This window comes from Pelagibacterium sp. (genome assembly GCF_048264985.1).
Lineage (GTDB): Bacteria > Pseudomonadota > Alphaproteobacteria > Rhizobiales > Devosiaceae > Pelagibacterium.
The window spans coordinates 1,385,384-1,411,141 of record NZ_JBLXCL010000001.1 but is presented as its reverse complement, the minus strand read 5'-3'; the positions used below and the strand labels follow the sequence as shown (position 1 = coordinate 1,411,141).

The 25,758-nt window shown below is 58.8% G+C and carries 23 protein-coding genes and 1 tRNA gene; 8 read left to right on the top strand and 16 right to left on the bottom strand.

What is annotated here, in order from left to right:
* Position 1 precedes the first annotated feature (1 nt).
* The gene (smpB, locus tag ACN0TA_RS06895) at positions 2-481 is read right to left on the bottom strand and encodes an SsrA-binding protein SmpB (RefSeq protein ID WP_417581138.1); all 480 of its coding nucleotides are present in this window, start codon (positions 479-481) and stop codon (positions 2-4) included.
* A gap of 10 nt (positions 482-491) precedes the next feature.
* Entirely contained in the window at positions 492-1,370 is an 879-nt protein-coding gene (gene dapA, locus ACN0TA_RS06890) for a 4-hydroxy-tetrahydrodipicolinate synthase (protein ID WP_417581136.1), read from the bottom strand.
* Positions 1,371-1,592: 222 nt separating this feature from the next.
* Between dapA and ACN0TA_RS06885 the strand changes: the two genes are divergently transcribed.
* The gene (locus ACN0TA_RS06885) at positions 1,593-2,555 is read left to right on the top strand and encodes an alpha/beta fold hydrolase (protein ID WP_417581134.1); all 963 of its coding nucleotides are present in this window, start codon (positions 1,593-1,595) and stop codon (positions 2,553-2,555) included.
* Positions 2,556-2,615: 60 nt separating this feature from the next.
* Here ACN0TA_RS06885 and ACN0TA_RS06880 read toward each other — a convergent pair whose 3' ends face one another.
* From ACN0TA_RS06880 to ACN0TA_RS06870, 3 genes are all read right to left on the bottom strand, one after another.
* Positions 2,616-3,041: a hypothetical protein gene (locus ACN0TA_RS06880; RefSeq protein ID WP_417581132.1), complete on the bottom strand. Its 426-nt coding sequence runs from the start codon at positions 3,039-3,041 to the stop codon at positions 2,616-2,618.
* 209 nt (positions 3,042-3,250) lie between these two features.
* Complete coding sequence (locus ACN0TA_RS06875) at positions 3,251-4,435, bottom strand: OmpA family protein (RefSeq protein WP_417581130.1); 1,185 nt, start codon at positions 4,433-4,435, stop codon at positions 3,251-3,253.
* A 191-nt stretch (positions 4,436-4,626) separates the two neighbouring features.
* A complete protein-coding gene (locus ACN0TA_RS06870) occupies positions 4,627-5,808 on the bottom strand; it encodes a porin (protein WP_417581128.1) in 1,182 nt (393 codons plus the stop codon).
* Between the two features lie 449 nt (positions 5,809-6,257).
* On the opposite strand from ACN0TA_RS06870, the gene ACN0TA_RS06865 reads away from it, so the two are divergent.
* Complete coding sequence (locus tag ACN0TA_RS06865) at positions 6,258-6,842, top strand: hypothetical protein (RefSeq protein WP_417581126.1); 585 nt, start codon at positions 6,258-6,260, stop codon at positions 6,840-6,842.
* Positions 6,843-6,886: 44 nt separating this feature from the next.
* Positions 6,887-6,962: transfer RNA gene (locus ACN0TA_RS06860), tRNA-Ala, on the top strand.
* Between the two features lie 29 nt (positions 6,963-6,991).
* Here the strand turns inward: ACN0TA_RS06860 and ACN0TA_RS06855 are convergent.
* Genes ACN0TA_RS06855 through ACN0TA_RS06820 form a run of 8 tightly spaced genes read right to left on the bottom strand, consistent with a single transcriptional unit; the run spans position 6,992 to position 16,563 of the window.
* On the bottom strand, positions 6,992-7,828 hold the full coding sequence (locus ACN0TA_RS06855) for an HpcH/HpaI aldolase/citrate lyase family protein (protein WP_417581124.1): 837 nt from the start codon (positions 7,826-7,828) through the stop codon (positions 6,992-6,994).
* Positions 7,825-8,277 carry a MaoC family dehydratase gene (locus ACN0TA_RS06850; protein WP_417581122.1) on the bottom strand — a complete coding sequence of 151 codons (453 nt, stop codon included), beginning with the start codon at positions 8,275-8,277 and terminating at the stop codon, positions 7,825-7,827. The genes ACN0TA_RS06855 and ACN0TA_RS06850 overlap by 4 nt, the downstream gene beginning before the upstream one ends.
* A complete protein-coding gene (locus ACN0TA_RS06845) occupies positions 8,274-10,175 on the bottom strand; it encodes an acetyl/propionyl/methylcrotonyl-CoA carboxylase subunit alpha (protein ID WP_417581120.1) in 1,902 nt (633 codons plus the stop codon). The genes ACN0TA_RS06850 and ACN0TA_RS06845 overlap by 4 nt, the downstream gene beginning before the upstream one ends.
* Positions 10,176-11,786, bottom strand: a complete 1,611-nt coding sequence (locus tag ACN0TA_RS06840; RefSeq protein WP_417581118.1) for a carboxyl transferase domain-containing protein — start codon at positions 11,784-11,786, stop codon at positions 10,176-10,178.
* Entirely contained in the window at positions 11,783-12,934 is a 1,152-nt protein-coding gene (locus ACN0TA_RS06835; RefSeq protein ID WP_417581116.1) for an isovaleryl-CoA dehydrogenase, read from the bottom strand. The genes ACN0TA_RS06840 and ACN0TA_RS06835 overlap by 4 nt, the downstream gene beginning before the upstream one ends.
* Before the next feature lie 10 nt (positions 12,935-12,944).
* Positions 12,945-14,291, bottom strand: a complete 1,347-nt coding sequence (locus ACN0TA_RS06830) for a dihydrolipoamide acetyltransferase family protein (RefSeq protein WP_417581114.1) — start codon at positions 14,289-14,291, stop codon at positions 12,945-12,947.
* Positions 14,288-15,307, bottom strand: a complete 1,020-nt coding sequence (locus tag ACN0TA_RS06825; RefSeq protein WP_417581112.1) for an alpha-ketoacid dehydrogenase subunit beta — start codon at positions 15,305-15,307, stop codon at positions 14,288-14,290. The genes ACN0TA_RS06830 and ACN0TA_RS06825 overlap by 4 nt, the downstream gene beginning before the upstream one ends.
* Before the next feature lie 2 nt (positions 15,308-15,309).
* A complete protein-coding gene (locus ACN0TA_RS06820) occupies positions 15,310-16,563 on the bottom strand; it encodes a thiamine pyrophosphate-dependent enzyme (RefSeq protein ID WP_417581110.1) in 1,254 nt (417 codons plus the stop codon).
* Between the two features lie 145 nt (positions 16,564-16,708).
* Between ACN0TA_RS06820 and ACN0TA_RS06815 the strand changes: the two genes are divergently transcribed.
* From ACN0TA_RS06815 to ACN0TA_RS06805, 3 genes are read left to right on the top strand one after another with little or no spacing between them, the layout of a single operon-like run.
* Positions 16,709-17,179, top strand: a complete 471-nt coding sequence (locus tag ACN0TA_RS06815) for an Lrp/AsnC family transcriptional regulator (protein WP_417581108.1) — start codon at positions 16,709-16,711, stop codon at positions 17,177-17,179.
* Positions 17,180-17,227: 48 nt separating this feature from the next.
* Complete coding sequence (locus tag ACN0TA_RS06810) at positions 17,228-17,977, top strand: electron transfer flavoprotein subunit beta/FixA family protein (protein WP_417581106.1); 750 nt, start codon at positions 17,228-17,230, stop codon at positions 17,975-17,977.
* Complete coding sequence (locus tag ACN0TA_RS06805) at positions 17,974-18,903, top strand: electron transfer flavoprotein subunit alpha/FixB family protein (protein ID WP_417581104.1); 930 nt, start codon at positions 17,974-17,976, stop codon at positions 18,901-18,903. The genes ACN0TA_RS06810 and ACN0TA_RS06805 overlap by 4 nt, the downstream gene beginning before the upstream one ends.
* 57 nt (positions 18,904-18,960) lie before the next feature.
* Here ACN0TA_RS06805 and ACN0TA_RS06800 read toward each other — a convergent pair whose 3' ends face one another.
* A complete protein-coding gene (locus ACN0TA_RS06800; RefSeq protein WP_417581102.1) occupies positions 18,961-21,249 on the bottom strand; it encodes a VWA domain-containing protein in 2,289 nt (762 codons plus the stop codon).
* A gap of 321 nt (positions 21,250-21,570) precedes the next feature.
* Between ACN0TA_RS06800 and ACN0TA_RS06795 the strand changes: the two genes are divergently transcribed.
* Together ACN0TA_RS06795 and ACN0TA_RS06790 are read left to right on the top strand one after the other, a co-directional pair.
* Positions 21,571-23,325 carry a pyrroloquinoline quinone-dependent dehydrogenase gene (locus ACN0TA_RS06795; protein ID WP_417581100.1) on the top strand — a complete coding sequence of 585 codons (1,755 nt, stop codon included), beginning with the start codon at positions 21,571-21,573 and terminating at the stop codon, positions 23,323-23,325.
* 76 nt (positions 23,326-23,401) lie between these two features.
* Positions 23,402-24,244, top strand: coding sequence for a substrate-binding periplasmic protein (locus ACN0TA_RS06790; protein WP_417581098.1), 843 nt, complete (start codon positions 23,402-23,404; stop codon positions 24,242-24,244).
* Positions 24,245-24,263: 19 nt separating this feature from the next.
* Here ACN0TA_RS06790 and ACN0TA_RS06785 read toward each other — a convergent pair whose 3' ends face one another.
* Together ACN0TA_RS06785 and ACN0TA_RS06780 are read right to left on the bottom strand one after the other, a co-directional pair.
* The gene (locus ACN0TA_RS06785; protein WP_417581096.1) at positions 24,264-24,704 is read right to left on the bottom strand and encodes a c-type cytochrome; all 441 of its coding nucleotides are present in this window, start codon (positions 24,702-24,704) and stop codon (positions 24,264-24,266) included.
* A gap of 163 nt (positions 24,705-24,867) precedes the next feature.
* Complete coding sequence (locus ACN0TA_RS06780) at positions 24,868-25,758, bottom strand: carbohydrate kinase family protein (protein ID WP_417581094.1); 891 nt, start codon at positions 25,756-25,758, stop codon at positions 24,868-24,870.

The window sequence follows — 25,758 nt, the reverse complement described above, 5'->3', positions numbered from 1 at the left end:
TCTATCCGTTCTTCAATATCCGCTGTTTGTCGCGCGCCCAGTCCCGATCCTTCTGGACGTCACGCTTGTCGTGAGACTTGCGGCCCTTGGCAAGCCCGATCAGCAACTTGGCCATGCCGCGATCGTTGAAATAGAGCTTGAGGGGGACGATGGTGTTGCCCTGCCGCTCTACGCCGCGCGCCAGTTTGACGAGCTCACGGTGCGAAACCAGCAGCTTGCGACGGCGCTTCTCGTCATGATTGAAGCGGTTGGCCTGTACATATTCGGGTATATTGGCGTTCACCAGCCACAACTCGCCGCCTTCGGGCGATACATAGGACTCGGCGATCTGGGCCTTGCCGTTGCGCAAGGATTTGACCTCAGTTCCGCGCAGCACAATGCCGGCCTCGATGGTATCGAGAACCTCGTAGTCAAACCTGGCGCGGCGGTTTTCAGACACCATGCCGGTTTCGAGCAGCTCTTTTTCCTTTTTGGGTGCCATTACCTGCCAATCAGTTGATAAGCCCGGCGTGAACCAGCGCAGCGTCGATTGCGGCGCGCGTCGTTTCCGCAGCCGGGACAAGGGGGAGCCGGATCTCGTCGCCAAACAGCCCAAGTCGTGTCGCTGCGTATTTTACGCCCTGCGGGTTAGGCTCAATAAACAGCGCCTTATGAAGCGGTGCCAAACGGTCTTGAATTGTCAACGCTGTTGCGAAATCACCCGCCTGACATGCAGCCTGGAGCGCCGAACACAAGCGCGGCGCCACGTTGGAGGTAACAGAGATACACCCCCTGCCCCCGTGAGCATTGAACCCGAGTGCGGTTATGTCTTCGCCCGACAGCATCGCGAAATCCGGGCCAAGCGCGGCGCGTGTCATTGTTGCCTTGCTCATGTCAGCTGTCGCATCCTTGACGCCGACGATGTTGGGGCAGGCATCGCGCAGCCGCTTCATCGTATCGACGTTGATATCGACCACTGTTCTGCCCGGCACCGAATAAAGAATGACCGGCAGGCTGGTCGCCCTTGCGATCGCCGAGAAGTGCTGGAACAGCCCCTCCTGGTTGGGCTTGTTGTAATAGGGTACGATCGTCAATATCCCGTCAGCGCCCACCTTTTCGGCGAACTCGGCAAGGTGGATCGCTTCACGCGTCGAGTTCGATCCTGCCCCTGCGATAACCGGCACGCGCTTTGCAGCAATTTCGATAGCGATCTCGATGATGCGGCGGTGCTCTTCGTGACTCACCGTCGGACTTTCACCCGTCGTCCCCACGGGCACAAGTCCATTGGTGCCTTCCTCGATCTGCCATTTGACGAAGCGCGCCATGGCGTCTTCATCAACAGCACCATTATGGAACGGCGTTACCAACGCCGTGATCGACCCGGAAAACATGTGAGACAGTCCTTGATTTCAACACTTGGCGTGCCTGGCAGCCGCCCATAGCTGGATTATCGCCCTTGATCCCTAACGGGATGTTTCTTGATGGCGCGAGATGACGGTTTTGTCACCCCCAAAACTGGCGCACCATAATGGCACTTGCGTGGCGCGACAAGCCGAGCATCCAACCGAAGATTACCACGATTGTTTGCACCGCCGGGCGTGGTATGAAGCATCATGTTCAAGCGTGCAACTCCCCTGCCCCAATCAGCGGTTTTTTCCGACCTGCCAATCCGGACTGTGGTTTGCGGTGCCGCCAACACTAGCATTGCCGTCCATATTCACGGTGAAATCCGCGACGATGTCGTGCCGGTTGTTTGCCTGCCGGGTTACGTGCGCAACATGTCCGATTTCGCCAGCCTGCCGCGAGCCGTAAACCGCCAGCCCGACACGGATTTTGCCTTCATCCTCATTGATTTGCCCGGGCGGGGTCGTTCTTCACGCTATCCCAAGAACGCATCATACTCGACGTTGGGCGACGCCGATTGCGTCCTTGCTGTCATGGCAGCGCTCGATGTGCCGCGTGCAGTTCTTGCCGGTGAGGGTCATGGCGGCCAGGTGGCAATGGTCATGGCGGGTCGCCAGCCACTTGCTGTCGCCGGCACCATTCTCATTGATGCGGGACCGGTGACTGACCCGCGCGGTTTGGTACGCACACGCAACAATTTCCGTCACCTGACGAGCATCAAGTCTCCGCAAGTGGCGCGGGCCGCGCTGCGCAAGATAATTGGCACCGACTATCCGGGAGAAACCGAAGCTCGTCTCGACGGTTTTAGCGAACGCTTTTATACTCAGGACGCCCGCGGTCGGCCCCTCGCCCTGTTTGATGGCCGACTGGTTGAGCAACTCGAACAGTTTGAATTCGACGACGTTCTTGAGCCGCAATGGCAGTTGTTCGATACCCTATCGCACGCACCGCTCATGATTTTGCGCTCACAACTCACCGACCAGGTTCGACGCGCAACGTTTGACGAGATGGTGCGCCGTCGCCCGGACGCTGCAACACTGGTGATCTCCGACCAAGGCTCGCCAGCGCTTTTTGAAGACACCGTGGAACATCAGGCAATCGCCGGCTTTTTGCGCGACATCTGCCGCCAGCCTGAAGAAAACCTTCCGACCGAGCACGCCGATTTTGCATGATCCTGGCATAAATGGCCGTATCACCGTACGTCGCAGGCTCGGCACCGCCCTCAATCCCGCTTAAACTTTCGAACCCTTGAGCAGCGCCTTGGCCTGCGAGACCCACTTCTCGCGTTCGATGCGCCCCTTGAAGGACAGCCGCGCATTCATCTCTGCAATGGATTTGGCATTCCAGGCCGCAATCTGGCTGAAGTGATAAACGCCATTTGCATGCAGGACCGATTCAAGTTTTGGACCTACGCCCTTGATAAGCTTGAGGTCATCGGCCTGTCCGCCGATCGGCCCTTCCAGCAACCCAAGAGATGGATCTCCCAAATCCTGAGCGTGCGGCGCAATGGCGGGCGTAGTCTTGGCTGAGTGAGCGGACGAGGGTACGGGCTGGCGCGAGCCCAAGACACGCTTCAGCATATAGCCGACAAGACAGCCGATGAAGAACGCGGCCAAAAGCAGCAAAGCGCTTGGAATGATGTGCGGTGTGGGATTCATGGATTCGCCCTCAACGCAGTTTTTCCGGCGCGCCGTACCACCCGGTCGCGATGCCAATCAGCAAAGCTAAGACCAGAAACGGCCAGTTTATGGCGATAAGATATGCAATATCACTCACTGCCAAGCCCCCCACTTCCCCATTCTTGCGCCATCCAGCGCATCCCGCTCTCGCCTAACGCTCCCAGACCAAACCGAGCGCGTGACGCCGCCTATTGCGCAATGTCCTCGAAACTGAAGACAATACGCCGGTTCTCCGCCTTACCGGAGGACGTCTCATTGGACGCCACTGGAAGGCTGGAACCATAACCGACAGCGAAAAGGCGCTGAGGATCGACCCCCAGCTCCACCAATCGATCGACAACGGCCTCGGCACGGTTCAGTGAAAGAACGAGATTGGTTTCCGTCCGCCCATCGGCGTCAGTATGACCTTCTACATAAACCGGTTGCGAAGGGCAAACGTCTAGTACAGCGGCGATGTTGGCAATCACACCCTCTGAACTCGCTGTCGGCAGCGTACTGCCGGATGCAAACGAGATCGGATTGCCCAGCATGAGGCCAGCCATTTGTTCGCGGCACTGTGCAACTGCTGCCTCATCATTGGCAGCAGACGTATCGCTTGCATCCGGGAAGACCGGTTCTGACTCTTCTACGACGGGCCCGGGTTCAGCACTGATCCCAGTCGGTGTCTCGATTTGATCCTGACCGGTGGCTGTCCCATTTCCGCTGACATCGTGTATCGATGTCGAACTCTCCTCTTGTGGGCTGACCTCAGCATCACGAGGAGGCGCCGACTCCGTACCGGATGCGATCGGCTCACCTTCGGCATTTTCTATTAAAGCCTCGGATCTAGCGCTGGTTTCCTCAAGCAATTCTTCAACGGAATCAACAACACTTTCAGCAACCGAATCGGAACCCTGTACGACCTCGCCGTCGCCATCGGTCGCAGCATCCATGACGTCGGGCTCCTGCGACAATCTGGCGCCAAGCACGTCGGCCAAGTCGTCAAACGTCTCGTCATCACGACGAACGCCTAAAATGACCCAACCAATGCCATCGTAAGCGATCGCTCCGTATTCGAGATTTTCGATTGCCGATATGGCGATCAAGGCGTCGCGCAGGAATCCGAGCGGCGCGCCCTCAGCGACAGTAAGGTTGGCCTCTCCCTCAACTCCGGCACGGCGCGAAAGCAGCGCCGCAACCGATTCATAGGGCACGTTGCCTGACAGTGTGATCTCGCCGCCATCGCTTTGCACGACCCAAGTGAAAGGCTCACTGGCTTCAACGGCTACCTGGGATGTTTCATTTAGCGCTTGATACTGCGCCAATGTGGACTGGGTCGGCATCACCACAAAAATGGCGGGAACGACGCATGCAAAAATACGGGAAGAGATCATTTAGGGCCAATAACTTGCAGCCACGTGTTGCGGCCAGTTCGAGTCGACTCGGTCAGTTGCCTTAGTCTAGACCATTTGACACGCTGGCAAAGCCGTAACCTTTGTCATCACGCGACAGAAACGACCGAATACAAAAAGAAAAGGCCCGGCAAATGCCGGGCCTTCCAAATTCGCCTTGAGGCGAAGAGTTCTTAGAACTCTTTCGAAGCTTCGAAAGTCAGCTTGTAGTGGTCGTCGGTATCGGCGAACACGTTCAGGCTGGTTTCGAAACCGCCGCCCGGTGCGTAGGTCAGGCCAGCAGCGCCGTAGATGTAGTCAGCGCCGCCGTTGTCGACGTAGCCGAGTTCAGCATTGGCAGCGATGGTTTCGGTGACGTCAGCGTTCACACCACCGTAAACGGTGAACTGATCAACAGCGACGACTTCCTGGTAACCGGCGCCGATATAGATGGCAACGGTTTCAGTGGCGTTGAACGAACCTTCGGCAGCAATGCCCCAGTCGTTGTCGCCAGCGATTTCGTCGATGTATGCGTCAACGTCGAGCGCGAACATGTCGAAGGTTGCCGTGGCACCAAGCGAAGCAATGTAGTCACCGGAGTCGTCAAAGATCACCGCAGCGCGGGCTTCGAACGAATCGAACTCAGCATTCACAGCAGCATAGAAGTTGATCGGATCGGTGGCACCATAGAGGTCACCGAGCAGAACAGCAGCTTCAGCAGAGAACATGCCGCCGTCATATTCGACGCCGAGCAGTGCAGTGCCGTCGCCATCGAGGTCTTCGAGACCGGCTATGACGGTGAAGCCATCAGCAACCAGCGATTCGATCGTGATGACGTGGCCGCCCTGAGCAACAGTGTTGGACAGTTCGCCCTCATCGAGATCCCAATCGAACAGTTCGTGCGCATCGCCACCACCATAAGTGCGGTCGAGAACTTCGGTGTCGAGGATCTTGTCTTTCTTACCAGCCGAAAGAACGGTGGTGTCGCCGAACTGGACGTAGGCCTGATCAACAACGGGATCGTCCGAGAACGTATGCACGAAGCCGGTAACGGTTTCGGTGTCGTCGTCAACGAACGAGATGAAGGCAACGGCAGCGCCGGCATCGGTCTGGGTGGTAGCTTCGAAGGCCAGTTCCCAATCGACGTTGGAGTAGATGCCGTAACCAGCACCGATGTCTTCGTGCGTGTATTCGTAGGACACTTCACCCGAGATCGACAGGCAGGTGTCGTCGGATTCGATGGTCAGGCCCGCGATGCCGTAGGCATCGCAAACGCCGAGCGACACAAAAGTCGCCGGAATCGGATCAGCGGCCTGGGCACCCGTCGACAGGGCCAGAACTGCTGCAGAACCCAGAAGAAGGCTCTTAAGTTTCATAATTGACCTCCAAAGTCAGTCATTCAATTTGCGCCGGGCTATCCGGCAGTTTGTCGAAACGCGACCACATTATTGTTGGTGTCGTGTGTTGCCGTCGCGTTGCGACCGACAAACGATCCCATGCATGGATTCGCAAGACCCACTCTAGCGATGCCGGACGGGTTCGCAACAACCGTTCGCCCGGTTCAGCAGCTGTTTGGACTGGTTGCAAAGGCAATGTTGCAAAATATCCACACATACGGAAACCACTCGTTAACACTTTTGGCAATCATCGTTTACGACTCCTTTATCCGTACCCTGCCAAGACCACGCGGCGGCGCCTTCGCAAAACAGCCACATTGGTAATGTGCTTGGTTTTGAGGCGTCGCTTTGGCTCGCAGAGGTATATTGTATTGTCCTATCGCTCATCATTCTTATCCGCCGCCTGCCCCGTTGCCGTGGTCCTCTCTATGCTGATGGTCGGCAATGGCGTGGCGCAGGATGCTGGGATCGATGTCGAGCAGATGATGACCGACGCCGACGCACTTGTTGTCGGTATTGACGTCACGACTCGATGCGCGGTGTTCGACACCTCGGTCAGTTATCTCTCCCCGCTCGAACAGGTGGCTGCCGAGATTCGGCTAGGCGAAATCATTTCGTCGGCTTCCAACGCCTTGGACGACGCGCCCGACAGGATCGCCCAGATGCGTGCGGCGGCGGCAGAGCAAACATGCGGTACAGCCGGGCTGGCACCTTATATGGATTTCAGTCGTCAGATTGCGCGCGACGTCATCGACATAGCGTTGGTCGCCTGGAAATCCATCGATGTGCCCGGCTGCAACTATTTTGCCGATGAAGATTTCATGCGCGCCGCCGAGCTGGCCAGTTCACAAGCTCAGCAGGCTACGCTGGAAGGGGAGGCCAACCGTGTCGCCTATATAGAGCAGCGCGGCGCCGTCTGGTCCGAGGTTTTTGCCGCCAATTGCGCCAATCTCGGTTTTGAGCCTGCAAAGACCCTTCCTGGCCAGATCGCCCTGGCCCTGCCCACCGACTAGGCCACTTCCAGCACATTCGGATTTGCGCTAATCCTTTTGGGGATGGGGCTGTAGCTCAGTTGGGAGAGCGCGTCGTTCGCAATGACGAGGTCGTCGGTTCGATCCCGATCAGCTCCACCATGCTTGTTTCTCGGCATCGGACCACCCCATCACTCAACCTGCGCCAACAACCGCTGTGCGGCGAGGAAATGCGGGCGGTCGATCATGCGCCCATCGAGTTGGATAGCGCCGGCGCCTTCGCTTCCCGCAAACGCTGCTATAACGGCCCGAGCGCGAACGAGTTCGGCTTCACTTGGCGCAAACGCTGCATTGATGACCGGGACCTGGGCTGGATGAACGGCCATCATGCCGGAAAATCCGTCCCGCCGTCCCCGCTCGGCATAAGCCCTGAGCCCTTCACTGTCCGCGATATCGGGATAGACGGTTTCGATGGCTGGTACGCCGGCGGCATGCGCGCCGAAAAGCGTGAGGTTGCGCACCATCTCGTACGGCGAGGTATATTGCCCGTCTTCACTGCGGGCTGTTGTGGCCCCGATAGCGGCGGGCAGATCTTCAGCGCCCCAGGTCAACCCGCACAATCTGTTGGCAATTGCCCCATATGTGCCCAGTCCGAAAACCGCATTGGGCGTTTCGGTCGCAATCGGCAGAACACGGATGTCCGAAAGCCCGAGCATGGCAACAAACTCGGCGACCGAATTGCCGCCTTCCGACTTGGGCAAAACCAAAGCATCGGGCTTGGTGGGCAAAATCGATTCCAGGTCGGCAGCAAGCTCCGGCGAACCCAGCGGATTGACACGGACCATGAGTTTCACATTGCCGTCCGTCGTCGCCAGAAACCGCGCCACATCCTTTCGCGCCCAAGGCTTGCGCTCGGGCAGAACCGAATCTTCGAGATCTACGATCACTGCGTCAGCGCCGCTCCTGAGCGCCTTTTCCATTCGCTCTGGTCGGTCTCCGGGAACAAACAGCAGCGCGCGCAGCCTCATGCCGGTCTCCGCTGGATCAATGCCGTGCGCGTACAGGTGCAGACAATCGCGTCGCGCTGGTTGAAAGCCCGGTGAGCGAAGGTAACAATCCCCGCTTTGGGTCGACTCCCCGAAGCGCGCAGTTCGATCACTTCGGTTTCAACCCGCAACGTATCGCCGATAAAGACCGGCATGGGCATCTTGACAGCATCATAGCCGAGATTGGCGACCAGCGTTCCAAGCGTGGTTTCCGCCACAGATATCCCGACCATCAGCGAGAATGTGAAGGTGCCGTTGACAACGACCTGGCCAAACTCGGTCCCCTTGGCATATTCGGCGTCGAGATGAAGGGGTTGAGGATTATGCGTCAATGCCGTGATCAGTAGGTTGTCAGCTTCGGTCACTGTGCGACGGATCGGGTGCGCTATCTGATCGCCGGACGCCCAGTCCTCGAAATATCGGCCGCTCATTGATCATCCTCCACAATATCGACAAGCACCGTGCCTTCGGTTACCTGATCGCCGTTACCGGCATTGAGTGTTGCGACAGTGCCGTCAAACGGTGCCTTGAGCGTATATTCCATCTTCATCGCTTCGAGCACGATCAGCGTATCGCCTTTCTTGACCCGCTGGCCATCAGCGACTGCAATGGCCGTGACCCTTCCCGGAATGGGTGCGCGGATGGCCCCGTCGGCTGCGCCCCCACCATGGCTCGGTTCAGAGCGGTCGGGCGAAAATGCGAATACAGTGCCCTGCTCGGCAACAAGTATGCTGTTGCCCTCTTCTCGAACGATAAAGGGCCCCGCCGCACCCGGTTCATACCCCTGCCTGCCCGCGCCAGCGCGTTCGGGAAGCGTGACGCTGACCGCACTGCCATCGAGCAGCATCCGAACCTCGCGCGCGGATGGCGCATTCAATCTGAAGCCTGCAAGCGCGTTCCACGCGCCACGCCCGCTTGGCAGCATGGATTGTCCAGCCCGTTCAAGGGCCTTTGCGGATGGCTCGACATTTCGATTCAACGAATCGATATGGCGCTCAACAAAGCCGGTATCGACATCGCCCGCGATGAAGTCCGGCTCGGACAGCGCACGCGCCAGAAACGCAGCGTTTGTCTTGACCGGATGGATTGCAATTGCCCCGCATGCCGACCGTAGCCGATCAATGGCCTCTTGCCGAGTTGGCGCATGTGCAATCAGCTTGGCGATCATCGGATCGTAAAAGGACGTGATGGCATCGCCCTGCGCCACACCGGTCTCGATACGAACCTCTTCGGGCAGCATGAACAGCTCTAGCGTGCCGGTCGAGGGCAAAAAACCATTCGCAGGATCTTCAGCATAGAGCCGGGCTTCAACGGACCATCCCGAAAAGTTGAGGGCATCCTGAGATTTGGGCAGGTTTTCTCCGGCAGCGATTCTAAGCTGCCATTCGACAAGATCAACATCGGTGATCGCTTCGGTTACCGGATGTTCCACCTGAAGACGCGTGTTCATTTCCATGAACCAGATACGGTCAGCCCGCAGCCCATCCGACGCGTCGGCGATAAACTCGATGGTTCCGGCCCCGACATAGTCCACGGCGCGAGCCGCTTTAACTGCAGCTTCGCAGATCGCGGCCCGTGTTTCGGCATCCATGCCGGGGGCCGGAGCTTCTTCGATCACTTTCTGGTGGCGGCGCTGTAGCGAGCAATCACGCTCGAACAGATGCACAACATTGCCATGACGGTCGCCAAATACTTGCACTTCGATATGACGCGGACGCGTGACATATTTTTCAAGAAGCACCCGATCTTCGCCAAAAGCGCTTTTTGCTTCGCGTTGGCACGATTGCAGCGCAGCAGCGAAGTCCTCGCTCTTTTCGACCTTGCGCATGCCCTTGCCACCACCACCGGCGATGGCCTTTATCAGCACCGGATAACCGATCCTGTCAGCTTCTTCAGTCAAGGTACCCGCCGACTGGTCACTCCCCATATAGCCAGGGGTCACCGGCACGCCGGCCCGATCCATCAGCCTTTTGGCTGCATCCTTTAATCCCATGGCGTTTATCGAGGCCGGATCGGGGCCGACCCAGATCAGACCTGCATCGATCACGCTTTGCGCAAATTTTGCGTTTTCGGACAGGAACCCGAACCCTGGGTGGATAGCATCGGCGCCGGCTTGTTGCGCGGCCGCAATTATTCTTTCGCCGCGCAAATAGCTCTCGCTCGCAGCGGCCGGACCGATATGGATTGCCGTATCGGCCATTCGCACGTGCAGCGCGCCCCGATCGGCGTCAGAAAAGACTGCGACGGACTCGATGCCCATGCGCCGCGCCGTGCGGATGATGCGGCAGGCGATTTCGCCGCGATTGGCGATGAGAAGTCTTTTCATCATCTACATCCTGAAAAGCCCGAACTGCGGGCGTTCTGGAATCGGCGCGTTCAGCGTAACCTTGAACGCAAGGCCGAGAACGTCGCGGGTCTGTACGGGATCGACGATGCCATCGTCCCACAACCGCGCAGTGGCGAAATAGGGATTACCCTCCGCCTCGTAGCGCTCGCGAATTGGATTTTTGAAGGCCGTCTCGTCGTCTGTGCTCCAGGTCTCACCCTTTGATTCAAGTCCGTCACGCTTGACTGTCGCCAGCACCGATGCCGCCTGCTCTCCGCCCATCACCGAAATTCGGGCGTTGGGCCAGGTAAAGAGAAACCGGGGCGAGTACGCCCTGCCGGCCATACCGTAATTGCCGGCCCCAAAACTGCCGCCGACAATAAGCGTGATCTTGGGGACCGTCGCAGTCGCAACAGCGGTCACCAGCTTGGCGCCATCCTTGGCGATACCACCGGCCTCGTATTTTCCGCCGACCATGAAGCCCGAAATGTTTTGCAGGAACAGCAGCGGAATCCGGCGTTGGCAGCACAACTCTATGAAATGTGCGCCCTTGAGCGCGCTTTCAGAAAACAGAACGCCATTATTGGCGATGATCCCGATCTGCGTACCCCAGATGTTGGCGAAACCTGTTACCAGTGAAGTGCCGTAATTGGCTTTGAATTCATGAAAGCGTGATCCGTCGACGATGCGCGCGATGATTTCACGGACATCATAGGGTGCCCGCACATCCTGAGGGATAATGCCGTAGAGTTCGGAAATATCGTAACGGCTGCTCTCTACGGCCTGTGTGTCATCGGCCTCTCCACCCGGCAGCGTTGAAACGATATCGCGAATGATGGTCAGCGCGTGCTCATCATTTTCAGCAATGTGATCCACCACACCCGATGTCTTGCCGTGCGTTTCCGCTCCGCCCAGTTCTTCGGCCGAGATCACCTCACCTGTTGCTGCTTTGACCAATGGCGGGCCGGCCAGAAAGATAGTCCCCTGATTGCGCACGATCACAGTCTCGTCGCTCATCGCTGGAACATAGGCGCCACCAGCAGTGCAAGACCCCATGACGCAGGCGATCTGGGGAATCGATTGGGCAGACATCTGCGCCTGATTGAAAAAGATGCGTCCGAAGTGATCGCGATCGGGAAACACGTCTGCCTGATAGGGCAAATTTGCACCGCCTGAATCCACCAGATAGATGCAGGGCAGACGGTTTTCCAACGCGATCTCCTGGGCACGGAGGTGCTTTTTGACGGTCATCGGGAAATAGGCACCGCCTTTGACCGTAGGATCGTTGCACACGATCATAACGAGCCGGCCCGATACCTGCCCGATCCCGCAAATAATGCCTGCGCCCGGCGCCTGGTCGTCATAAAGCCCGTTGGCCGCCAGTTGGCCAACCTCAAGGAATGGCGCGCCAGGATCGAGCAGCCGCTCCACCCGGTCGCGCGGCAGCAATTTGCCGCGATCCACATGGCGCCGGCGCGACGCCTCCGATCCACCGCGTACCACCTTGGCGACTGCGTCGTGCAGTTCCACTGCCAGGGCGTTGTTGTGCGCCGCGTTGGCGCGAAAGGCGTCCGAAGTTGGATTGACTGTGGATGTCAGCTCCGGGCCCGTCATATGCCAATAACCTCGCGACCGATCAGGAAACGGCGGATTTCGTTGGTTCCGGCCCCGATATCATAGAGCTTGGCATCGCGTACGAAGCGCTCGGCTGGCCATTCCTTGGTGTATCCGGCACCGCCCAGCGCCTGCACGGCCTCGAGCGACACTTTTACCGCATTCTCGGACGCTAGGAGAATGGCTCCGGCCGCATCGAACCGGGTGGTAAGGCCCGCATCGCAAGCTTTGGCCACAGCATAGACATAGGCGCGGGACGAATTGAGCGCGACATACATGTCGGCAATCTTGGCCTGCATGAGTTGGAAGGAACCAATGGGCGCACCGAACTGCTTGCGGTCTTTGATATAGGGCAGCACGGTGTCGAGGCACGCCTGCATGATGCCCAACGGGCCGGCAGCCAAAACGACGCGTTCGTAATCGAGCCCCGACATCAAAATCTTCACCCCCTGCCCTTCGTCGCCCAGCACGTTTTCAGCCGGTACCTCGCAATCGGCAAAAACGAGTTCGGCGGTGTCCGAGCCGCGCATCCCCATCTTGTCGAGTTTGGGAGAGACGGAAAAGCCTGTCATGCCCTTCTCGATGATAAAAGCGGTGATGCCCTTTGGTCCGGCGCTCGGGTCGGTCTTTGCATAAACGATCAGCACATCGGCTTTTGGCGCATTGGTGATCCAGAATTTGGTGCCGTTCAGGACGTAGTGGTCGCCCTTCTTTTCTGCCCGCAACGACATGGACACCACATCGGACCCGGATCCGGCTTCGGACATGGCAAGGGCGCCCACATGCTCGCCGGAAATCAGCTTGGGCAGATATCTGCGCTTTTGCGCCTCGGTGCCCCAGCGCCGTGTCTGATTGACAGCGAGGTTGGAATGGGCGCCATAAGAAAGCCCTACCGATGCAGAAGCGCGCGAGACCTCCTCTACGGCAACGCAATGTTCGAGATAGCCCAGCCCGAGGCCACCGAACTCTTCCTCGACTGTGATTCCATGCAAGCCAAGTGCGCCCATTTCCGGCCAGAGGTCGATGGGAAAACTGTTTGTCGCGTCAATCTCTGCAGCGCGCGGCGCAATCTTGTCAGTCGCGAAACGATGGGTGGTTTCGCGGATGGTATCGGCCATGTCGCCAAGGGCGAAATCGAGATGGGTCATTGGGGTCTCCTCAGCTCCATGATCGCTTTTCGATAAAAATCAGCGCAGGATTTTCCAGCAATCTCTTGAGGCGCTGGATGAACTTTGCAGCGTCATATCCATCGACGATCCGGTGATCGAAACTCGAGGACAAATTCATCATGGTGCGTACAGTCACCTGGTTGTTGATGAAGACGGGTCGCCCCATCAACTTGTTGGGACCGATGATCCCGACTTCCGGATGATTGATGATGGGGGTCGCTGCCACTCCGCCGAGCGCGCCGAGGCTGGTCAGCGTAATTGTCGATCCCGACAGCTCGTCGCGCGAAGCCCTGCCCTCACGTGCCGCATTGGTCACCCGGCTCATCTCCCTGGCACAATCCCAGATATCAAGCGCTTCGACGTGCCGGACCACTGGCACCATGAGGCCATCTGCGGTTTGGGTGGCAATACCGATATGGATCGGCTCGAACTGCCGCAGCAGGCCCGCCTCGGCATCGTAGTGGGCATTGATATGCGGAAACTCAGGCAGCAATTGCGCCAGTGCGCGCATAAAGAACGGCAGGAGCGTGAGCTTGGGCTGTGCGCCGTGACGTGACGCATTGATTTCCCGCCGCAAGCCCTCTAGCGCAGTCATGTCGCAATCTTCAACGTAGGAGAAATGCGGAATGGAGCGCGCGGACACCTCCATACGCTCGGCGATCTTGCGCCGTAGCCCGATAATCTTTTTCTCATGCACGCCGTGGCGCTCACGAGCAGCCGGTTCGGGCGTTAGCACTTTGAGATGGGCGTCGAGGTCTGCGTCCGTTATACGCCCTTCCGGTCCGGTTCCGGTGACATCGGTCAGATCTATGCGCAAATCTTCCGCACGTCGGCGTGTTGCAGGCGCGATCAGGATCGATGTGCTTTCGCCGTCACCGTCATCGTCGATCACTTCCCCAGCAGTCGCCACGGATTTGGTACCGTCGGAAGTTGCAGCCGTATCGCCAGCGCTGGCGGTGCGCCGTTCCTTGCCTCTGTCGGGCATGGGTGTGGCTGGAGTGTCAGCGACCGATGTCGCCTCGGCTGTCAGGTCGTCAGCAGATGTATCGGAAGAGGATGGCGTGGCAGTGGAGGTATCGGCGCCGCCCTCCTCGCCCTCGATCTCGAGTTCCACAAGCACCGACCCCACAGGCGCCTTGTCCCCCTCAGCGCCGCAGAGTTTTAGGACTGTGCCCGTAACTGGCGACGTCATGTCGATTGTCGCCTTGTCGGTCATCACGTCGACAAGTGTCTGATCCTCTTCGACGCGATCGCCAACCTTGACATGCCAGGCGGTGATTTCGGCCTCGGCAACCCCTTCACCGATATCGGGTAGACGGAAGCTGTAGGTCTTCATGCTACCGCCTCCACGCACCGTTTGAGCGCCTTTGTTACGCGGACCGGGCCGGGGAAATAATCCCACTCGAATGCGTGCGGATATGGCGTATCCCAGCCGGCGACGCGTTCGATAGGCGCGCGCAGATGATAGAAGCATCGCTCCTGAAGCAGGGCAGACAGCTCGCCACCAAACCCGCCGAACCGCGAGGCTTCGTGAACGATAACGCAGCGGCCCGTCTTCTTGACTGACTTTACTATAGTGTCGATATCGAGCGGGACGATCGATCGCAGATCGATCAGTTCGGCGTCGATGCCGGACTCCGCGATTGCCGCATTGCAAACATGGACCATGGTGCCATAGGCGAGCACCGTCACGTCTCTGCCCTCGCGCATCACTGAAGCCGAGCCGAGCGGCACAGTATAATGACCGGCGGGCACCTCTCCGAACTTGTGTTCTGCCCAGGTCGTCAATGGTTTGTCATGGTGGCCGTCGAACGGACCGTTATAAAGCCGCTTGGGTTCAAGGAAGATCACCGGATCGTCTTCTTCGATGGCCGCCAGCAACAGACCCTTGGCGTCATAGGGGTTGGACGGGATGACCGTTTTCAATCCGGTCACATGGGCGAAGATGGCTTCTGGGCTCTGGGAATGGGTCTGCCCGCCAAAAATGCCGCCGCCATAGGGCGAGCGGACAGTGATCGGACACCAGAACTCGCCATTCGAGCGATAGCGCAGGCGCGCCGCTTCGGAGACCAGCTGATCATAGGCGGGCAGAATGTAATCGGCGAACTGGATTTCAACGATGGGCCGAAGGCCATAAGCGCCCATTCCAATAGCGGTCGCCACGATTCCGCCTTCAGAAATCGGGGAGTCGAAACAGCGGCTTAGCCCGTGTTTCTTCTGCAACCCTTCAGTCACACGGAAGACGCCGCCGAAATAGCCGACGTCTTCCCCGAACACCAGCGTATCGGGATCGCTCGCCAGTTTGACATCGAGCGCCGAATTGAGCGCCTGGATCATGTTCATTGCAGGCATGACTACACTCCTGCCTCTCTGCGCTGTTCGCGGATGCGCCAATCGGGATGGGCAAAAACGTCCTCGAACATTTCGCGCGGATTGGGCTTGGACTGCCCCAGCGTCCCAATGGCTTCGGCCTGCTTGACCGCAGATTTGATCTCCGCGCCCAGGTCCGCCACCAGGGCTTCATGCTGCGCGTCGGACCATTCTCCAAGCCCGATCAAATGGGCTTTCAGACGCTCCAGAGGATCGCCCAAGGGCCACTGCGCTGCCTCGTCTTCGGGCCGATAGCGGGTCGGATCGTCCGATGTTGAATGGCCCGAAGCGCGGTAAGTGAAAAACTCGATCAGCGTCGGGCCATGATTGGTGCGGGCGCGGTCTGCTGCCCATTGGGTTGCCGCATAGACAGCAAGGAAATCATTGCCATCCACCCGCAGACCCGGAATGCCATAGGCAATGGCCTTGGCGGCAAACGTTGTCTCCCCGGCTCCCGCAATGCCCGAAAATGACGAGATCGCCCATTGGTTGTTTTCCACGCAGAGGATAACCGGGGCCTTATAGACGGCAGCAAATGTCAGGGCCTCGTGGAAATCGCCCTCGGCCGTCGTGCCGTCACCAACGTGGCCGACGGCAATCTTGTCGTCCGCCTTGAAAGCTGAAGCCATGGCCCAACCCACTGCATGTCCGAAGCGGGAGCCGACATTGCCTGAAAGCGAATAGAATCCGTATTCACGCGCAGAATACAATATGGGGAGCTGGCGGCCGCGCAGCGGATCGCGTTCGTTGGAATAGATCTGGTTGCACAAATCGATCAGCGGATAGTCCCGCGCCATCAGCCATGAGAGCATCCGATATGTGGGGAAGTTCATATCCCCCGCATCCAGAGCCAGCGCCTGTGCAGCGCCAACAGCCTCCTCGCCGAGCGATTTCATGTAGAAGCTTGTCTTGCCCTGCCGGTGAGCCCGGAACATACGTTCGTCAAACAGACGCGTCTTGAGCATTGCGGCAAGCCCGGCGCGAAGCGTATCGGGATCGAGCCTCGGGTCCCATGACCCAACGGCCACCCCCGCATTGTCGAGAACGCGGATCAGACCATAAGGCAGATCGCGCATGTCGCGTTCGGGTTCGGCCACATCGGGACAACGCACCGCCCCCGCCTCCGGCACTATGATGTGGGAGAAATCTACAGGCTCACCCGGCCGCGCTGGCGGCTCGGGTACGTAAAACGTCAGTGACGGGCGGTTGGATTTATCGCGTTGTGCGACTGTGTCCATGCTGCTCTCCTCCCCGATTGCAACAGTGGGCTATTTTCGAATATTACTACCAATCAAAGGGGAGAACTTGACTTCATTCTCCAACTATCGCGTAATGTTTGGATATTTCATCCTATCATGCAATGCGTATTGAGGAGACGATGACATGGACGATATGGATCGCAAGATACTGGCAGTCGTCCAGGATGACTCGTCTCTCTCTGTCGCCGATATGGCCGAGAAAGTGGGCTTGTCCCATACGCCCTTCTGGCGGCGCTTAAAGCGCCTCGAAAAGGATGGCGTAATCAAGGAGCGTGTTTCGATCCTTGACCAGCACAAGCTGGGGCTCGACATCACAGTCTTCGCCCACATTAAACTCAAGCAGCACGATGAGGAAACGCTTGAATCGTTTGAGCGCGACGTGGCCGGTTATCCCGAGGTCGTGGAATGTTATTCCATGAGTGGGGAGACCGACTATGTGGTGCGTGCGCTGGTGGCTTCTATTGAGGAATATGAGCGGCTTTTGAAACGCAAGCTGTTGCATTTGCCGGGCGTAGTGGCCATCAACTCTCATTTCGCGCTGAAATGCATAAAGCTTACGACCAAGCTGCCGATTGCTGCGGGCATGGCGCGGTAGGCGGGAAACGGCCTCAATTCCGCACAGACTATTAAAGAGGAGACGGCTTTGAAAATTCTAGTCCCGGTTAAGCGTGTGCTCGACGCCAACATCACCGTACGTGTGAAATCGGACGGCACGGGTGTTGATCTCGCCAACCAGAAGATGAGCATGAACCCGTTCGATGAGATCGCCGTCGAAGAGGCGATCAAGCTCAAGGAAGCCGGTATAGCGACGGAAATCGTGGCCGTATCGATCGGCCCGGCCCAGGCTCAGGACACACTCCGCACGGCATTGGCCATGGGCGCCGACAGCGCCATTCTGGTCAAGACCGAAGAGACAATCGAGCCACTTGCCGTCGCCAAGATCCTCAAGGCAATTGCCGGTCAGCAAAACCCCGATCTGATCATCATGGGCAAACAGGCAATCGATGACGATTCCAATCAGACGGCCCAGATGCTCTCTGCGCTGTTCGGCTGGCCACAGGCAACCTTCGCCTCCAAGGTCGAAATCGGCGACGGCACGGCCAGCGTGACGCGCGAGGTCGATGGCGGACTTGAAACCCTCGAACTTGACCTGCCTGCAGTGATCTCGACCGATCTGCGCCTCAACACTCCCCGCTACGCTTCCCTGCCCAACGTCATGAAGGCTAAGAAAAAGCCGCTTGAAGAGATCGATGCGGCAAGTCTGGGCGTAGCGCTCACGCCGACTTTGAGTGTGATTTCGACCACCAAACCTGCAGATCGCAAGCCCGGCTCGATGGTGAATTCGGTCGCCGAACTTGTCGAAAAACTCAAGACGGAGGCGCGCGTTCTATGACCGTTCTCATTGTTGCCGAACACGATAATGCAAACCTTGCCGTTGCCACTGCAAAGGCGGTTGCCGCAGCTCAAAAGATCGGTGGCGACATCGATGTGCTCGTGGCCGGTTCCGGCTGCGGTGCCGTCGCGGATGCTGCCGCCAAACTCGATGGCATATCGAAAGTGCTGCTGGCCGACAGCGATGCGTTTGCGCACCAGTTGGCCGAGCCGGTTTCCGAGCTGATCGTGCATCTGGCGGCGAGCTACAGCCATATCGTTTCAGCGGCCACAACAACTGGCAAGAACATTTCGCCCCGCGTCGCGGCGCTACTCGATGTCATGCAGATCTCCGATATCACTGCGGTCCTGTCTGAAAAACGCTTCGAACGGCCCGTCTATGCTGGTGCTGCAATCCAGACAGTCGAAGCCAGCGCCGATAAGATTGTCATTACGGTGCGCGCCTCAGCATTCGACGCCGTTGGCACCAGTGGTACAGCCAGCATAGAGGCCGTCGATTTCTCGCCCTCCGCTCCCAAAGTCAAATTCGTCTCTCGCGACACCGCGGTCAACGAAGGCCCGGAACTGGCCAATGCCCGGATTGTCGTGTCGGGCGGTCGGGCGCTCGGCTCGGAAGAGAAATTCAACGCAATCATCAAACCTCTGGCCGACAAGCTGGGCGCAGCAATGGGGGCGTCGCGCGCCGCTGTTGACGCCGGCTATGCACCAAACGACTGGCAGGTGGGCCAGACCGGAAAAGTCGTCGCGCCCGATCTCTATATCGCTGTCGGCATTTCAGGCGCGATCCAGCATCTGGCGGGCATGAAGAACTCCAAAGTGATCGTGGCGATCGACAAGGATCCTGAAGCGCCGATTTTCGCAGTGGCCGATTACGGGCTGGTGGGCGATCTGTTCGAGCTGGTCCCCGAGCTCACCGAGACGATCTGATACGCGCTCGCAAAAAATGCGATTTTGAGGGGCGGTGCCGTGGCACCGCCCTTTTCTTTATTCCACGGTGATCGGTGAACGACCCATCACGCTCTGGTTTGCGACATCGAGAAACCGGACTTCATAGGTTCCGGGTTCGTCGGGCAATTGCAGCTTTGTGGCCATTTCGCTGTTGGCCGGTTGCGCCTCGATCCAGGCGAAATCGGCCTGATCCGGGCGTGCCAGGGCGATACGCGCGCCTTCGACATCGGCAGTCCAGCTCACGAGTATCGTCTCACCGGGCGCCGCTGAAGAGGGCGCATCAAGGCCGGCGCCGAAGTCGATGGCACTTCCCTCTTCAAGCACCTCGACTGGCGTGGATGCCAAAGTGCGCGCGCCCTCATCGAGCACATAGCGCACCTCGTAAAGGCCCGGATCTTCGGGTGCTGTAAGATCCTGCTCGGTGTCATCGCCGACACGTCTGTAATCACCGAAATCGCCCTCGTCGGCACCGGCGCGAACAATGGTGACATAGTCGCTGACGTTGATTGCGCCGGTGTAGGTTACGGTAAAGCGCGCATTTGCGATGACGACGCCTGGAGCCGACACGCTGACGTCGCCGGCCACAACTTCCACTGGCGTGGACGCCAAGGTTCGCCCGCCTTCATCGAGGACGTAACGCACTTCGTAAAGGCCCGGTTCGGCCGGAGCCGTTAGCTCCTGGGCTGTAGCATCACCGACGCGCCTGTAATCTGTAAAGCTACCTTCCTCGGCCCCTGCAGCAACGATTGTGACGTAGTCACTGCCATTGACGGCGCCAGTGTAGTCCACAGTAAAACGAGCACCGATCGTGACGGTTTCGGGGGCAGATATAGTTGCCTGACCCTCGACCACTTCGACAGGCGTCGAGGCAAGTGTGCGCCCACCTTCGTCAAGCACATAGCGCACTTCATACAAGCCAGGCTCGGCAGGTGCTGTCAGGTCCTGCTCAGCGGCATCGCCGACGCGCCGGTAGTCTGTGAAACTGCCCTCGTCAGCTCCAACCGGTACAATCGTGACGTAGTCGCTTCCATTGGCCACTCCGTCATATCCGACAGTAAAGCGCGCGCCCACAGTTACCGTCTTGGGTGCGGAAACGCTCACTTGCGCTTCGACAACTTCGACTGGAGCGCTGGCTAAGGTGCGCGCGCCTTCATCGAGCACATATCGCACTTCATAAAGACCAGTTTCAGCGGGTGCCGTCAGTTCCTGGTCGGCGGCATCGCCCACTCGCCGGTAATCGCCATAACTGCCTTCATCGGCACCAACAGGCACAATCGTCACGTAGTCGCTTCCATCGACAGCGCCGGTATAGTCGACGGTAAATCTTGCGCCGGTGGTGACGGTTTCGGGCGCAGCAATTGTGACATTGGCATCGACAACTTCGACCTGGGCCGCACCTGCGGTTTCCCCGGTGCTGTCAACGACGTAGCGCACTTCATAGAGACCGGTTTCGGCCGGCGCGCGAAGCTGCTGCTCGGTTTCGTCGGCAACTCGCTGATAATTGCCGGAGCTGCCTTCGTCGGCCCCGACGGGAACGATCGTCACATAGTCGCTCGCATCGAGCGTCGGTGCCCAGCTCACGGGAAAACGCATCCCCACCGTAACGCTGGAGGGCGCCTTGATATCGACCTGCACGATTTCCGGTTCAGGCTCGGGAGGCAGCTCGGCTTCGGGCTCCGGCTGGGGCTCAGGCGCTGTTTCGATCACCTGCTTGACCTCAGCCAGCGCATCGGCAAGTTCGCTGGCATTGGATGCGGGCACAAAAACGCCCCCGGTATTCTCGGCGATACACGACAATTGAGCGTATTCGTCCGAAGCGACGTCAAAACCGATGACATGGGTGGTGAACGCAATGCCGCGCTCTTCGAGATGGGTTGCGAGCGCGCATGGGTCTGCCTCGCAATTTTCAATACCGTCGGAGATCAGAACCACTGTTGCCGGGTTTTCGAGATAAACCAGCTCTTCGGCGGCGTGTTCGACTGCGGCGGATAACGGCGTACGGCCCAGTGGGTTGATCGCGTTAACGGCATCGGTGAATGTTGCTGGAGAGATCGGCTGTGGCGCAAGCACAGTTTCAATGTCCGAGCAATCGCCCTCCCGGCGATGGCCATAAGCCACAAGACCCAGATTGGTCTCGGCAGGCCATTGATTAACCAGATCGCCCAGCACGTCCCGCGCTATCTCGATCTTGGTGACGCCGTCGATCTGCCCCCACATGGAGCCCGAAGCGTCATAAACCACCATCACGTCCTGCGCGCTTGCCGGGCCAGTGCCCAGCCCGCACGCAAGTATTGCCGCCATTGCACATGTCGGTATGCGTATCATCGTTGTCCCCTCACCGATGCGAAGCACTCGCAAATCAGCGGCCGAACGCAACACTAAAAAGAGGCAGCTCGGGCCGCGTGCGCAGTAAACGCAATTTTCCAACCTCTTGCAATCGTCGGCAGTTCCGCTCCCACAGTTGGGCGGATCCGCCCGGACCAAAGCCTCCCGGGAGGGCAAGAGTTAACCATTGGTTGACGCCCTGCGCGAAGAGGGCGTACGGTGGACTTGTGCTAGCAAGTAACTTTGTAAGTTGACGCTAATACGCCAGCCATAATTGCAGAGGAGACGGCTAGTAATTCTTGGCTTTGGAGGAGGCCCATCATGAAGGGAACTAGGAAATTACTTGGACTGTTGGCGGTCGCTGCATCGTCGGCATCCCTGCTGGCGGTACAAGCCGCTATCGCCCAAGACAATTCAATCGACAACCTCACGCCGGTTACCGACGAGATGTTGATCGATCCGCCAGATGGCGATTGGTTGATGTGGCGGCGCACCTATGACGGTTGGGGCTACAGCCCCCTCGAAGAGATCAATCGCGACAATGTCGGGGATCTGCAGCTGGCCTGGGCCTGGGGCATGTCGCCTGGTGGGCGCTCACAGGAAACCCCGCTTGTTCATGATGGCATCCTGTATTTGCAAAACTCCACCCATCTCATCCAAGCCCTCGACGGCGCAACCGGCGAGCTGATCTGGGAATATGAATACGAGTTGCCCGAAGGCGTAAATCCCAGCGGCCAGCGCTCCAAGGCCATCTACGAAGACAAGCTGATCATTGCCACCCGCGACGCCCATCTGCTCGCGCTCGACGCAAAGACCGGTCAGCTGATCTGGGACAAACAGGTAGCCAACTCCGACTATGGCTACAGCTTTTCGAGCGGGCCGATCGTGGCCAACGGCGTTGTCGTCCAAGGCATGACCGGTTGTGGCGGCGGCCAGCCGGGCGGTTGTTTCATCACCGGCCATGACGTCGAGACCGGTGAAGAAATGTGGCGCGTCAACACGATTGCGCGCGGCGACAGCCCGGAAGGCAACAGCTGGAACGGGCTTCCCGTCGAGAGCCGTCACGGCGGCTCAGCCTGGATCAGCGGATCGTACGATCCAGAGCAGAACCTGATCTTTGCAGGCGTTGGCCAACCCTACCCCTGGGTTGCCGAAATCAGCGGACTGCTACCGGAAAGCTCTGAAGACGGCGTTACAAACGACGCTCTCTACACGAACTCGACGCTGGCGATCGATCCTCAGACAGGCAATCTTGAATGGTATCACCAGTATCTGCCCAACGACTCCCTCGACCTCGATTATGCCTATGAGCGCATGCTCATCGACCTGCCGTTCGATGGCGACGACCGGCAGATGCTGGTCACGACCGGCAAGCTGGGCATCATCGAAGCCATCGACAGGGTTTCGGGCGAATGGTTGTGGGCGCAGGAAACAGTGCCCCAGAACGTCGTCGCTTCCATTGACGAGGAAACCGGCGAAAAGACAATAAATCCTGAAACCATTCCACGCATCGGCGAGACCACGTTCAACTGTCCGGCAGATCCGGGTGGGCGGGCATGGCAGGCAACGGCATACAGCCCGCGCACGCAGATGCTGTATTTACCGACTGTCGAGTTCTGCTCGAACACCACGCCCAATCCGCTCGATCCGGGCGAAATATACACCGGCGGCGGCATGGCGACATTCGCCCGTGTCCCGCATCCGGATGGCGATGGCAATATAGGGCAGGTCCGTGCCATTGACATGACCGATCAATCAGAAGCCTGGCAGTATCGTCAGCGCCCGCCGGTCACAAGCTCCACCCTGCCGACTGGCGGCGGTGTTGTGTTCGTCGGTAGCCTTGATCGCAAATTCCTCGCGCTGGATGACGAAACGGGCGAAGTGCTCTGGAGCAGCGGTTCGCTGAGCAACTCGCTTGAATCGTTCCCGATCAGCTACGAGGCAGATGGCAAGCAGTACGTGGCCGTCGTGGCCAATTGGGCGTCAGGACTGGGCCGACTGGCTTCGTTGACCCCGGACATCCGCCTGCCACCGGACAATCCAGCGACACTCTACGTGTTCGCGCTTCCCGATTGATCGGCAGGCATTTCGACAATGCGGGGGGCGGGCTTGAATTCTCAGGCCCGCCCCGCCTCAATTCGTGAGGTCAAAATTGCCTTCAGCTTTGCGCTTCCCGGTTCTCATCGCGATCTCTGCGATCGCCGCCCTTTCGAGCGCCGCGCCGGCTCAGCAGCCCGAATTTTATGACGTGCCCTTTGCGCCCGGGCAGTGGAATATTGGTCGTACACTCGATCAATCCCATTTGCGCTATTGCGTCGACGAACGCGATCCTGACTGGGAGGTGGCCGTTTCGATCGCCGATGCCATAGCTGCAGGGCTGCTGCTTGAACCGCAGCAATATGTCATCGAAAGCGATATGGTCCGCGAGGACATCACCAAGGTCTATCAGACCCTGCTTGAACACTGTGATGTCCAAATGGGCTTCAAACTGATCCCCGAAGGTTTGCCCGAATGGGTCATCCCTACCCGGCCCTATTACGATGCCCAGTACGTTTTCGTTACGAGCGACCCGGACATTCTCGCGCTTGGAGACATGCCTGCAGGCCGGCCTATCGGGGTGACGATGGGCACGTCGGCCCACCTGCAATTGCTCAGCTACAATACGACATTGCCGGCGGACAATCGCTGGCCCATCTTTCCCATGGGTACCAACGATCTCGCTCTGCAATCGCTGCTCAACGGCACTGTGGTAACCGCGCTGGTCTGGGCACCAAGCCTTTGGCAGCAGCAAAGGGAAAACCCTGAAATAGCCGCGCTGCGCATCATCGATCCCACCCCCTTGCCCGCAACCCGTCTGGGCGTTGGCGGTTTATTGCTCGCCGAGCAGACCTATCTGCGCACGGCAATCGACGAGGCGATTACCGCGCTGACGGCGGATGGCACCATCGGCGCTATCATCGATGATTATGATTTTGTGGCGACGCCGGCTGAATAATCGCCGGCGCTTGCCAACTCTATTTCTCGACAATGAGATTGTTCAGAGCCGCCATATCCGAAGGCAGCGGCTCACCTGCCGGAAACCCGTTCTCTTGCAGGATATAGGCCATCAAATCGGCATAGACTTCAGGGGAGTAACGGCCGGGCGCGTTAGGCGGCATCAGGCTGCTCATGAATACAAACATTGCAGACGCCGGGGCACCATTGGCAAATTTTTGCTCGAATGCTGCGCCGCGTAATGGCGGCCCACCGATCAGCCCACCCCGCAGGTCGTCTCCGTGACAGTCTTCGCAATCGCGCTCGAACCTGTCCTCGCCGCGATCGGCCTGTTCGGATGAATAATGCACAGGGCCGGGAGTCCCCTCGTCCTGGGCATACCCCGGCGCCGAAAGTGACAGAACAAGTCCGACGGCGGCCAGCACCGCGGACGGCGCACAGTTACGAATGATGGAATCCATAAATTTCCTCCCGTTGCGGACCAGCTGCTACGGAATTCAATGTAAAAGCCATTCATAGTCGAAGCAGAATGGTCCTTGCTGCTCAGCAAAGCCGACACCAATTGCAATTGCAACAGTAAATGTTGGCGACCGGCCTGCGAAAACCTAAAGAAACACTGAGCCGTCAAAGCGTCAGCGGCTGTGCTCCCAACCGTGAGACCGCACGTGCACCTGCAGCTATAGCCGCCGCCAGGGCCAGATCGGGCGCCTCACCACGCATTTCGGCCGCTAGAAAGCCTGCCAGGAAGGCATCTCCAGCTCCCGTCGTATCAACGACGTCCACTGCGTCCGCCGGCAAGGCCCGCGCCTGCCCGTTCCTCGCCCCATAAACAGCACCCAGCTTGCCGCGCTTGAGCACCACGCGTGGAAACAATTCCAGCAATGCAGAAACCTGGTCTTCCGCGGCTGATTTTCCGGTCAGCAGTTCGGCCTCATCGGCGTTGGGAAAAATGATCTCGGCGTGACGCGCCCAGCCAAGAAAATTGTCCTGGCCGACGGCCGCAAGAAAACCGGTGGAGGCCGGATCGACGCTGACGGGGATGTTTCTTGCATTGGCGCGGTCGGCAAGCGCCATGACCGCAGCACGCGGTCTTGGCTCGAACAGCGCATATCCCGAGATGTGAAGCCGATCCATGCCGTCGAGCAATTCGAAAGGCAAGTCGGTTTCCCCAAGGTGGGCGTTGGCGCCCCGGTCGGTCAGGAAGCTGCGTTCACCATCGGCGTCAACAAGGCAGATCAGCGTGCCCGTGGGGTTGATTTCATCACCCCCCAGATGGGCCGCGACGCCCTGTCCGTCAAAATGCCGTCCGAGCCGCACCACATCGTTTGCCCCGACCCGCGCAGCAAAATGCGCGTCTATCCCCATCGCCGCCAGCCAAACGGCCTGATTGGCGCCGGAGCCGCCCGGCATCTGTCGAATGGTCGCCGGCGTATCGGTACTATGGGCGATCGGGCCCTGGGGCATGACAGCGATATCGGTCATGACGTCGCCGACAACGAGGATACGACCGGCCAC